Annotated in this window: 8 protein-coding genes; 3 read left to right on the top strand and 5 right to left on the bottom strand. The window is 72.3% G+C overall.

Annotated elements, in window-relative coordinates; all coding sequences use genetic code 11:
• Positions 1-282: 282 nt before the first annotated feature.
• The 3 genes from B085_RS45755 (at position 283) to B085_RS43190 (ending at position 6,733) form a co-directional block, all read left to right on the top strand.
• Entirely contained in the window at positions 283-780 is a 498-nt protein-coding gene (locus B085_RS45755) for a hypothetical protein (RefSeq protein ID WP_018560521.1), read from the top strand.
• Positions 781-1,082: 302 nt separating this feature from the next.
• Entirely contained in the window at positions 1,083-3,863 is a 2,781-nt protein-coding gene (locus B085_RS0120855) for a helix-turn-helix transcriptional regulator (protein WP_078619993.1), read from the top strand.
• 89 nt (positions 3,864-3,952) lie between these two features.
• Entirely contained in the window at positions 3,953-6,733 is a 2,781-nt protein-coding gene (locus B085_RS43190; RefSeq protein WP_018560519.1) for an ATP-binding protein, read from the top strand.
• A 73-nt stretch (positions 6,734-6,806) separates the two neighbouring features.
• On the opposite strand, the gene B085_RS0120845 is transcribed toward B085_RS43190, so the two are convergent.
• The 5 genes from B085_RS0120845 to B085_RS0120825 are packed head-to-tail and all read right to left on the bottom strand — an operon-like array spanning position 6,807 to position 10,846.
• Entirely contained in the window at positions 6,807-7,664 is an 858-nt protein-coding gene (locus B085_RS0120845; RefSeq protein ID WP_018560518.1) for an alpha/beta fold hydrolase, read from the bottom strand.
• A gap of 38 nt (positions 7,665-7,702) precedes the next feature.
• Positions 7,703-8,179 carry a cupin domain-containing protein gene (locus B085_RS0120840; protein ID WP_018560517.1) on the bottom strand — a complete coding sequence of 159 codons (477 nt, stop codon included), beginning with the start codon at positions 8,177-8,179 and terminating at the stop codon, positions 7,703-7,705.
• Positions 8,176-9,198, bottom strand: a complete 1,023-nt coding sequence (locus B085_RS0120835) for an alpha/beta fold hydrolase (RefSeq protein ID WP_018560516.1) — start codon at positions 9,196-9,198, stop codon at positions 8,176-8,178. Before B085_RS0120835 ends, B085_RS0120840 begins: the two co-directional genes overlap by 4 nt.
• A 35-nt stretch (positions 9,199-9,233) precedes the next feature.
• Positions 9,234-10,040 carry an SDR family NAD(P)-dependent oxidoreductase gene (locus tag B085_RS0120830; protein ID WP_018560515.1) on the bottom strand — a complete coding sequence of 269 codons (807 nt, stop codon included), beginning with the start codon at positions 10,038-10,040 and terminating at the stop codon, positions 9,234-9,236.
• Positions 10,037-10,846 carry an alpha/beta hydrolase gene (locus tag B085_RS0120825; protein ID WP_018560514.1) on the bottom strand — a complete coding sequence of 270 codons (810 nt, stop codon included), beginning with the start codon at positions 10,844-10,846 and terminating at the stop codon, positions 10,037-10,039. The genes B085_RS0120830 and B085_RS0120825 overlap by 4 nt, the downstream gene beginning before the upstream one ends.
• Between the last annotated feature and the right edge of the window lie 57 nt (positions 10,847-10,903).

The raw sequence follows: 10,903 nt of genomic DNA, 5'->3' as shown, positions 1-10,903 counted from the left end.
CCAATTGATGGCCGTAACGGCGGTCCGACGGATCAAACGAGCATTCTTCAGCCACGCAGAATCAACAATGGCGCGATCTTGACCTCGGTCCCGACGGTCCACTCAATGAAGATTTTTCGCATGCCCGATAAACATCGGGATCAGACCTTCTGCGGGATCAATAGGACTTATTCCAACGGCACTTGCGCCACTGGGCGGCATTAGCTCTAATCGGCACCGGCGCGTACTGCACGCAGAGCACTACGCCTTTCAGCGCCATTCAGCACACAAGGAGAGCCCGGCATGGAGACGAAGACTGCCGACAGCACGGAGCCCCCCGGGAAAGAGGGCGTCGCCGCGACAGCGTGCGACGGGGTTGCCCGCCGCCGCGCCTGGACGGTGATCGTCGGCGGTGCCATCGCCACCTGCCTCGCCCTCGCCCTCGCAATCACCGTCATCACCATCCGAGCCGGCGGTGATGACCCCTCTGCCACGTCAGGTGACAAGAAGACCGACACTGTGCCCGTCGGTTACCAGGTCACCGGCGACGGCACTGCGCAGATCACCTATGCGGGCCCCGACGGCCACGCCCGCACCGTCACTGCCCGACTTCCCTGGCACGAAACGGCCGAGGCGGAGATCGGCGACGGTTCTGCCGGTGTCTCCATCGTCCTCGGCGGGGACGGGGGCACTGCCACCTGCGCCGTCTCCGTGCACGGCAAACCCGTGCAACGGGCCACCGCCCAGGGCTCCTACGGCCGCGCCAACTGCCGCGCACCGCTTACACCCACGCCACGCTGAATCCCGATGATCGACACTCCCACCGCGCGTCCCACGGATCGCATTGCGGACGTCACCGGCCCGTGCACACAGAGCAACCGACGTAGCGTCGACGCAGACCGGTCGAAGACAAGCCCGCTGATCTTGGGGCGCTTTGCTCGCGCTGGCGCACGGCGGCCGGCCTTCCCGGCCGGCCACCCGCCGGGCCCTGCCGCGTCCCGCCGCGGGACGTGCGCACAACCACCGTCATGTGACGGTCGATTGCGTCGCCTTGCGCTCCTAGCGTTTTCTCAGGTCAGGAGCTCGATGAACAGGGGATTCCCATGGCGTGGCACGGTGCTCGTTCGGCGACAGGGCGGGCGATGGTCGGCCGCCCCGCCGAACGCGAGGCGATCGGACGGCTGCTCGAAGCGGTACGGGAGGGACTCAGCGGCGTCTTGGTGCTGCTGGGCGAGGCCGGGATCGGCAAGACGCGGCTGCTGGACCACGCGGCGGCCGAGGCCACCGGCGTCGCGGTCACCCGGCTGGTGGGCGTCGAGGCCGAAAGGCCCCTCGGCTACGGCGCGCTGCACCGGCTCCTGCGGCCGCACCTCCACCGCACCGACCGGCTTCCCACCCGGCAACAGGCCGCCCTGAACGGCGCGTTCGGCCTGACCGACGCAGCTCACCCGGACCGGCACCTTGTCGGACTGGCGACCTTGACCCTGCTGTCCGACGCGGCGTCGGAGCTGCCGATGCTGTGCCTGATCGACGACGTCCACTGGCTCGACCCCGAGTCGTCCGCGACACTGGCCTTTGTCGCCCGGCGCCTCCACGCCGACTCCCTGGGCCTGATCTTTGCGGCCAGGGACGGCCTCGACGACCGGCGGCTGTTCGACGCCCTGCCCTCGCTGCGGGTCGGCGGGCTGCCTGACACCGACGCCCGGGAGGTGCTGGTCCGTGCTGTCGCCGGGCACCTGGACCCGGCCGTCGCGGACCGGATCGCGACCCGCACCGGGGGCAATCCGCTGGCCCTCGTCGAACTGGCCGCGCACCTGGGCGCCGAGCAGTTGGCCGGTGTCGCACCACTGCCCGAGCCGCTGCCGGTGAGCAGGCTCCTGGAGGAGCACTTCCAGCAGTCCGTGGCCGCGCTGCCGCCGGACACCCGGACGCTTCTCCTCCTCATGGCGGCGGCGCCGACCGACGACATGGCGGTGGTCCGGCACGCGGCGGGCGCGCTGGGCCTGCCGGCCAGTGCCGCGACCGCCGCCGTCGGGGCCGGCGTGCTGGAGCACGGGCCCGGCGCCGGGTTCCGGCATCCGCTGATCCGGTCCTCGGTCTACGCGGCGGCCTCCGCGGACGACCGGCGGCGGATCCACGCCGCTCTCGAAGCGGCCAGCGACCCGGCCCGCGTCCCCGACCGGCGGGCCTGGCACCGTGCCGAGGCGGTCCTCGGCACCGACGACGCGGCGGCCGCGGACCTGGAGGTCGCGTCGGACCGGGCCCGGGCCAGGGGCGGCTATTCCGCCCAGGCGCTGTTCCTGTCCAGGGCGGCCGAACTCACCACCGAGCCGGCCATCCGCGCCGAGCGCTACCTCGGCGCGGCCCAGGCCTACCTGGCCTCCGGCGACCACGCCGCCGTGCACCCCCTGCTCGACCTCGCCCTCCCGGCCCTCGACCGGCCCGCCGCCCGCGCCCGTGCGCTGCGGATACGGGCCTCGGCAGAACTCTTCGAGACCCACAACGACCGCGTCCCCGCCATGATGCTCGACGCCGTGGCCGAACTCGGCGACGCGGATCCCCGCATGACCCGGGAGCTGCTCTACGAGGCCATGCACGCCGCCGTCATCGCCCAGCACACCATGCACCGCACGACCTTGGCCGAGGTGGCCAAGGCCGTGATCGGCGCCCCCAACGACCAGGACGCCCCGGCCTGGAGCCCCGACCGGCTGATCGAGGGCCTGGCCCTCCGTACCGCCTACGGCTACGAGAGCAGCGTCCCGGTGATCCAGGAGGCCCTGGCGAAACTCCGCGCGTCGGCCGAACTCCACGACATGGCCAGCCCGCTCAGCATCATCGTGAGCCTCGTGGCGGGCGACGTGTGGGACATCGAGGCGTACGCCGGGATCACCGGCCGGCTCGCCACCGAGAACCGCACCCAGGGAGCGCTGTACAGCCTCAGCCTGTCCTTGACGGTCCAGGCCTACACCGAGATCTGGAACGGGCGGCTGACCACGGCCGACGCACTCCTCGCCGAGGCCGACGACTACGCCGCGGCCATCGGCCTGGCGACTCAGGGCGACCTCAACAAGGCCCTGCTGTACGCGTGGATGGGCAAGGAGAGCGAGGTGCGCGCCGTCACCGCGGCGATGGACGCCGTCGCCGCGACGTACGGCCTCGGCATGCTGCGCCAGCTGGCGCTCCACGCCCGGTGCATCCTCGACCTGGGCGCGGGGCGCTACGACGAGGCGCTGCGCCACGCACTGCCCGCCTACGAGGAGGACTTCCCGTCGGAGGGCAATCTCATGCTGCCGCTCCTCGTCGAGGCCGCCGTCCGCGCGGGCGACCGGCGCACGGCGGCCCTGGCGCTCCAGCGGCTCGAACCCCGCGCGCGGCTGGCCGGAACGCCGTGGGCACTGGGGCTCCTGGCCCGCTGCCGGGCCCTGACCGAGGAGGGCGCCGACGCCGAGACGTGGTACCAGGAGTCGATCGACCTCCTGGGCAGCCTCCCGCTGGCCGCGGAACACGCCCGGTCGCGGCTGCTGTTCGGCGAGTGGCTCCGGCGGCGCAAGCGCCGGGCCGAGGCCAGGGAGCACCTGCGGGCCGCGTACGAGTCCTTCGACGCCTGGGGCGCGACCCTGTTCGCCGAACGCGCCCGGATCGAGCTGCTCGCGACCGGGGAGAAGGCGCGGCGGCGCGTTCCGGAGACCAGGTCCGATCTCACGCCCCAGGAACGGCACGTGGCGCTGCTGGCCGCCTCGGGACAGACCAACGCCGAGATCGCCTCCCGGCTGTTCATCACGACCTCGACGGTCGAGTTCCATCTGAACAAGGTGTTCCGCAAGCTCGGCATCACCTCGCGCCGGCGGATCGCCGCCGCACTTGGCGGGCCGACGACCGGCTGATCCCCACGCGGCCCCGGCCCGCCGAGCGGCCGTGCCGCAATCCGGACGCAGGTGGACACGCGGCGCCGCCGACCGCATGATCGATTCTCGTGAGCACTACCAACGACCGGCGTCTCGTCGGGCGCGACGACGAACTGCGATCCCTGTTCAGGCACCTGGACGCGGTAGATTCCGGAGGCCGGGCGGTCGGGCTGTTCGGGGAGCCCGGGGTGGGCAAGAGCGCGCTGCAGGCGGAGGTCGTGGAGCATGCGCGATCCGCCGGGTTCACCGTGCTCACCGCGCGGGGCAGCCAGTCCGAGACGCACCTCCCCTTCGCCAGCCTCCATCAACTGCTGCGGCCCCTGCTCTCCCGCGTCGACCGGCTGCCCGCCCCGCAGCGCAACGCCCTCCTCGTCAGCTTCGCCATGAGCGACTCCATCGACGTGCAGCCGTTCTTCACCGCCTTGGCGGTCCTGGAACTGCTCGTCGACGCGGCGGGAGACAGCCCGGTCCTGGTCTGCCTCGACGACCTGCACTGGATGGACCAGCCGTCGACCGACGTGCTGGGCTTCGTCTGCCGCCGGATTGCCGGTGAGCGGGTGGTCGTGCTGTGCACGTCGCGACCCGAGGCCCTGCCGTTCGCGGACCCCCACACGATCGAGTGGACGGCACTGGACGGCATCGACGACGCCGCGTCGGCCGAATTGCTGGACGCACGGGCGCCGCATCTGCCGGCGGCCGTGCGTGAGCGCGTGCTGCGGCAGGCCCGCGGCAACCCGCTCGCCCTGGTCGAGTTCGCCGGCGCGCTGGAGCCGGGACGGTACGCGTGGACCGAGTTCGACGAGGACCTGCCCATGACCACCCGCCTGGAGCGGGCGTTCGCCACGCGGGCCGAGCACCTCGACCCGGCCGTCCGCGCCGTCCTGACCGTCGCCGCGGTGGACGACGGCGACGACCTCGACGACGTCCTCGCCGCCGCGGGCATCCTCCACGGTTCGCCGGTCGACCTCGACACTGCACAACCGGCCTTCGAGCACGGGCTCCTGACCGTGACCGGCGAGCGGTACCGCATCGCCCACCCGCTGGTCGGTTCGGCCCTCCGGCAGGGCATGACGGCGGCCGCACGCCGGGAGGCGCACGCGGCGCTCGCGCGCGTCCTGACCGGCCATCCGGACCGCGCGGTGTGGCACCGGGCCTCCTCGGTGTCGGGCCGTGACGAACGGATCGCGGCCGAGCTGGAACAGGCCGCCGGGAACGCCCAGCGCCGCGGCGCGGTCGTCTCGGCCGCCGCGTGGCTGGAACGGGCGGCCGCCCTGAGCCCGGACCCGCAGTCGCAGGCCGCACGCCTGCTCGGCGCCGCCGAACTCGGCTTCCAACTGGGCCGGTTCAGCCACGTTGAGCAGATCAAGGCCCAGGTCGCGGGGATGACGCTCCGGCACCGCGACCGGTCGCGGCTGGCGTGGCTCGAAGGTGTCTTCCACGACGGCTCCACGGGTGAACCCGCTGAAGTGCGCCACCTGGTGGGCCTGGCCGAGCACGCCACCGGCGAACAGGACGTCGACCTCGCGATGCAGCTGCTGGTGGGTGCGGCCCGCAGAGTGTGGTGGCGCGATCCCGGGCCGACGGTGCGGCACGAGATTGTCCGGGCCGCGGGGCAGGTGAACCTGCCGGCCCACGACCCGCGGCTGCTGGCCCTGCACGCGCTGTGCGGATTCCACGAGCGGACGCCGATGGTGATCGAGCAGCTCGCCCGGTGGCCGGCGGACGCCGACGGGCAACCGGAACTCGCCGGCCTGCTGGGCATCGCCGCGTTCTGCACGGGCGATTTCCGCCATGCCGTCGGCTTCCTGTCCACCCCCGTCCAGGAACTCCGCGCCCAGGGCCGCATGAGTCTGCTCGCCGAGGCGCTCGCGATACGGGCCTGGGCCGAGGTCTACCTGGGGGTCTTCGACCCGGCGCGCTCGGCCGACGAGGCCGTGCGGCTCGCCGACGAGACGGGTCAGTCGCTGTGGGCCGCGACCGCGCGCATCGCCGTGGCGCTGATCGACGCGGTGCGCGAGGGCTGGGACACCCGCCACGCCCTGCTCTCCGAGGCCGAGCACGTGGCGCTGCGGACCCCGATCGCCGCGTCGTCCCTGCTGGCCGGCGTGCAGCTGGCCCGCGGCACCGCCGAGTTGGGCGCAAACCGGCACGAGCAGGCGTACGGCGAGCTTCACCGCGTGTTCGACCCCGCCGACCCCGCGTTCCAGCGGATGCAGCAGGTGTGGGCGCTCGGCTACCTGGCCGACGCCGCCGTCCGCACCGATCGGCGGGCCGAGGCGAGAACCGCGCTGGCCTCCATCGAACAGCTCGTGGGGGACTCCCCTCCCACGGGGGCGGCCATCGCCCTGGAGTACGCGAGAGCGGTGCTGGCCGACCGCGCGTCGGCCGAGCCGCTGTTCCGGGCCGCCATGGACGGGGCGGCTTCCCAACTGCCCTGGCACCGCGCCCGTATCGACCTGGCATACGGCTCGTGGCTGCGCCGGCAGCGACGTGTCCTGGAGTCCCGCGGACCGCTGCGGGCGGCACGGTCGGCGTTCGACGCCGTCGGTGCCCGCACCTGGGCGAACCTCGCCGACCAGGAGCTGCGGGCGACGGGCGAGCGCGGGTGGCAGCCCACGTCGAACCCCCGCGAACTGCTGTCGCCGCAGGAGACCCACATCGCCGAGCTGGCCGCGCAGGGGTTGTCCAACCGTGAGATAGGACAGCGGCTGTTCCTGTCGCACCGTACGGTCAGCTCGCACCTGTACCGCATCTTCCCCAAGCTCGGCGTCGCCTCCCGGGGCCAGCTGGCCGCCGTCCTGACCCACCACGGCGATCAGCCCTCGCCTCGGCCGCCCTCGGCGGGTTGACGCCCGCCGCCCGGCGGCGGGACCGCGCGGTGCCGCACGGTCCCGCCGATCGCTGCCCACCGGTGCCGGTCGGTCAGGTGGTGGCCCGGGCGGCCGCCTCGACGAGGTCCGCGACGGCTCCCGGGTGAGAGACCGACACGGCGTGCGAGGCGCCCCGTACCGTCACGGTGTGGGAGTGGGCACGCTGGGCCATGGCCCGCTCGGCGGCCGGCGGGATGGCCTGGTCGGCCCCGGCGACCAGGTACCACGACGGGATGGTCCGCCAGGCCGGTGCGCTGCTGGGCGCGGCCAGCGCGCCCACGGCCACCGGGCGCTGCGCGGCAGCCATCAGGCGGGTCTCGCGGGCCGGCACGTCCGCCGCGAAGACCTGCTGGAAGGCGGCGGGGTCGATGTAGGCGTCCTGGCCGCCTCCGGGGAACGGCCGCACCACCAGGGACGACGGCAGCCGGCTGCCCGGGTACTCACTGGTGATCCCCAGGGCGCTCTCGCCCTGCTCGGGCGCGAAGGCGGCGATGTAAACCAGGGCCTTGACGTTGGCGTGGCCCGCGGCGGCATCGGTGATGACCGCACCGCCGTAGGAGTGCCCGACCAGGACGACTGGCCCGGAAATGCTGTCGAGGACGCTGGAGACGTAGGCCGCGTCACCGGCCAAGTCGCGCAGCGGGTTCGCCACGCCGAGGACGGTATAGCCCTCGCGCTCCAACCGGGTCACGACGCTGTTCCAGCTGGAGGAGTCGGCGAAGGCGCCGTGCACCAGGACGACCGTCGGCTTGGCCGTGTGCGCGGCGGCGGGCGCCGGGGCGGAGAAGTGCGGCATGGCCTCGGAACTCGCCGGGACGGCGAGCAGGGCGGCGGCCACCAGCGCGGGGATCAGCACGCTCCTGCGTCGCAGCAGGGTTCGGCCGGACAGCACCGGCAAGGTGTTCTGCATGTCAACCTTCCCTATTTATGTCGGCAATTGATGGCGCATCACAGCGTGGGCGGCGGCCCGGTGACCCGCAGCTTGAAGGCCTCGGCTGAGCCCACGATCGACGCCAGGTCGAAGGCAGGCGGAATATCCCTGGCGTCGGTCACCGGGACACCGTTGGCCCTGAACCACTCCTCGATGCCGGCCGGGCTGAAGACGACGGCGAGCCGTGCGCCCTCGGAACGGACCAGGTAGCTGTGCGGCACGCCGCGTGGGCCGAAGGCGACCTGTCCGGGGGTCAGGTCGTGGCGCTTGTCACCGACAAAGAAGGACACCTCGCCGTCCAGCACGAACCAGAGCTCTTCCTCGTTCTCGTGCACGTGGTGCGGCGGCGCCTGGCCTATCGGGTCGGAAAACTCCATCACGCTCATCGCGTCGCCGGTCGCCCGGCCCGGGAGCAGGATCCTGGCCTGCCCGCCGAGGAACCAGAATGGCTCGGTGTCGGAGGTGGCTTCGAAGCCGGGGAAATTCTTGATCACGATCGCTTCTCCAGAGGCGTGGCGGGACGGCCGAGGAAGCCGAGCAGCATGGCGGTCAGTTCCTCGGGGTGTTCTTCGTAGATCCAGTGGCCGGAGTTCGCGATGGTCACTCCGGTGACGTCGGAGGCGTACTTCGCGGCCTGTTCGCCCTCGGCGTCGCCGAGGCTGCCGGAGGCGCCGATGGCGAGCACGGGCATCCGCAGCGGGGTCTTCGCGAACTCCACGTTGTCGCGGATGTCCTGGGGGAACACCCGGAACCAGGCGAGGCTCGCCTTGAGGTGGGCGGTGTCGCGCAGGTAGTGCGCGAACACCCGGATGTCGGCCGGGCTCACCGCTCCCTGGACGCCCTCGAACCCGCCGATGAAGCCGGCGGTCCAGGCGACCTCCCGGCCCCTGATCATGTTCTCCGGCAGGCCGTTGGTCAGGTTGAAGAACCCGAAGTTCCAGACTCCGGGCCCCTGTTTGGTCAGCGAGGGGATCGAGTAGATGCTCTCGTCCGGGATCGGCGCCTCGCTGAGGACCAGCTTCTTCACCGTCGCCGGGTACTGCGCGGCGTAGGAGTAGGCGACCATCGTGCCGATGTCGTGGCCGACGATCCGCACGTCACCGCCCCTGCCGAGCGACACCAGGAGCGCATGCAGCTCGGCGGCCATCGTCTTCTTGTCGTAGCCGGAGGGCGGGGCGTCGCTCTGCCCGGCGCCGGGCAGATCGGGGGCGATCACCGTGTAGTGCGCGGCGAGGTCGGGCATGATGCCGTGCCACTCGTACCAGGTCTGCGGGTAGCCGTGCAGGAGCAGCAACGTCGGCCCGTGGCCGCCGATGACGTAGTGCAGGCCGATACCGGCGACGCGGGTCTTGTGCTCGCTGAACCCCGCGGGCAACCGCTCGCCGGCGGACGAGGCCGACGCGGGGGCCGCGTTCGTGGTGAACGTGGTCACCCCCAGGGCGACGGCCACGGCGAGGGCCGTGCCGAGCAGGCGGCGGTTTCGGCGCGGGTTTCCGGGCAGGTGGAATCTCACTCGGGCTCCAGGATCAGTAATCGTTCCCTCCGTGATCAGAGGGTGTCGGTCATGCCGCCGTCGATGAGGAAGTCGGCGCCGGTGACGTTGCCCGACCGCCGGCCGGCCAGGAACACGACCAGGTCGGCCACTTCGGAGGGCAGGGTGAACCGGCCGGTGACCGCCGCGGCCGCGGCGGTGTCGGCGACGGCGTGCGGATCCAGGCCCAGGCTCGCGCCGACGGTCGCGGCCACCCCGTCCGCGCCCCGCCACAGCGCGGTCTCGACTGGCCCCGGGCTCACCGAGTTGACCCGCACGCCCTGCGGACCCACCTGCTTCGACAGCGCCTTGCAGAAGTTGGACAGGGCGGCCTTGGCGGCGCTGTAGTCGATGACCAGCGGATCGGGAAGCCGGGCGTTGACCGAGGAGACGGTGACGATCCGGCCGTCCCCGGTGTCGAGGAGATGCGGCAGCGCGCTGCGGGTGGTGCGCACCGCGGCCATGAGGTTGACCGTGAACGTCCAGTCCCAGTCGGCGTCGGTCATGGCCAGGAAGCCCTCGACCCGCGGCCGCACCGCGCCGACGTTGTTCACCAGGACATCGAGTCCGTCGTGCCGTTCCACGGCGGCGGCCACCAGCGCTCCCGGGCCGTCGGCAGTGGCGAGGTCGACCTCGAAGACGGTGAGCTCCGCCCCCTGCTCGATCAGGTCGTCGAGTTCCTCCGTGCGTTTCCTGGTCCCGGCGACGACCCGGGCCCCGGCCCGGAGCAGGCCCTGCGTGATCGCCAGGCCGATGCCCCGGCCGGCGCCCGTGACCACCGCGCGCTGCCCCTCGAGGCCGAGGTCGTGCGAAGCAGCGGTCACCGCGACGCCGCCAAGCCCTGCCGCCGCAGCCAGGCCAGCGCCTCGTCCGCGACCTCGCGCCAGCCGCTGTCGATGGTCAACGAGTGCCCGCGGTCGGGGAAGGTCATGAAGTCGGTGACCGCCTCGGAGTGCCGGTACTGCTTGAGCGTCGCGCGGGTGACGGCCTCCGGGACGGTGTGGTCCTTGCCGCCGGACATCAGCAGCAGCGGGCCGCGCCCGGAGTTCTCGGTGTCGACCTTGGCCGGCGAATGCGGGTTGAAGTTCGCCGCGGCGGCCTCGAACAGCGGCTTGCCCGGCGCGGGAATGGTCCACTGCGTGAACAGGGCGTCCGACTCCTCCTCGCTCACGGCGTTGCCGAACGCGAAGCGGAACTGCTCCGCGGTCAGGGACACCGCGCGGTGCTTGTTCGCAGGGTTCTTGAACACCGGCAGCGTCGACCGCAGCGCCGACAGCGGCAGCGGTAGGACCCCCTTGATCTGCGCCGCGTCGATCGCCACCGCGGCCGCGGCCAGGTCCTGGCCGAGCAGCTTCTGCGCGATCATGCCGCCGAAGGAGTGGCCGATGAGGATGGGCAGCGTGTCCATACCGCGGATGATCGACGCGTAGTGCTCGACGACGTCGTCGATGCCGTGGTCGGCAATGCTCTCGGGGTTCTGCCGCGCCTCCTCCACGGTGTCGGGGTCGCCGGGCCAGCCGGGCGCGGACGGGGCGTAGCCCTCGTCGCCGAACAGGCCGATCCACGGCTGCCAGGACGTGCTGTGCAGCCACAGGCCGTGGATGAAGAGGACGGGTGTCGGGCTGGTCATGGCCGTCGGGCCTTTCTCGCGAGCGGAATCGATGGGTGAGCGGGTCCGGTGGGGACC

The organism is Streptomyces sp. BoleA5 (genome assembly GCF_000373665.1).
Classification (GTDB): Bacteria; Actinomycetota; Actinomycetes; order Streptomycetales; family Streptomycetaceae; genus Actinacidiphila.
Note: the sequence above shows the minus strand (reverse complement) of the source record. Positions and strands in the feature narration are given on the sequence as shown.

Excerpts from the sequence above, each read along its gene's own strand:
- B085_RS45755 (WP_018560521.1), top strand. The coding sequence starts at position 283 with ATGGAGACGAAGACTGCCGACAGCACGGAGCCCCCCGGGAAAGAGGGC.
- B085_RS0120855 (WP_078619993.1), top strand. The coding sequence starts at position 1,083 with ATGGCGTGGCACGGTGCTCGTTCGGCGACAGGGCGGGCGATGGTCGGC.
- B085_RS0120845 (WP_018560518.1), bottom strand. The coding sequence starts at position 7,664 with ATGCAGAACACCTTGCCGGTGCTGTCCGGCCGAACCCTGCTGCGACGC.
- B085_RS0120825 (WP_018560514.1), bottom strand. The coding sequence starts at position 10,846 with ATGACCAGCCCGACACCCGTCCTCTTCATCCACGGCCTGTGGCTGCAC.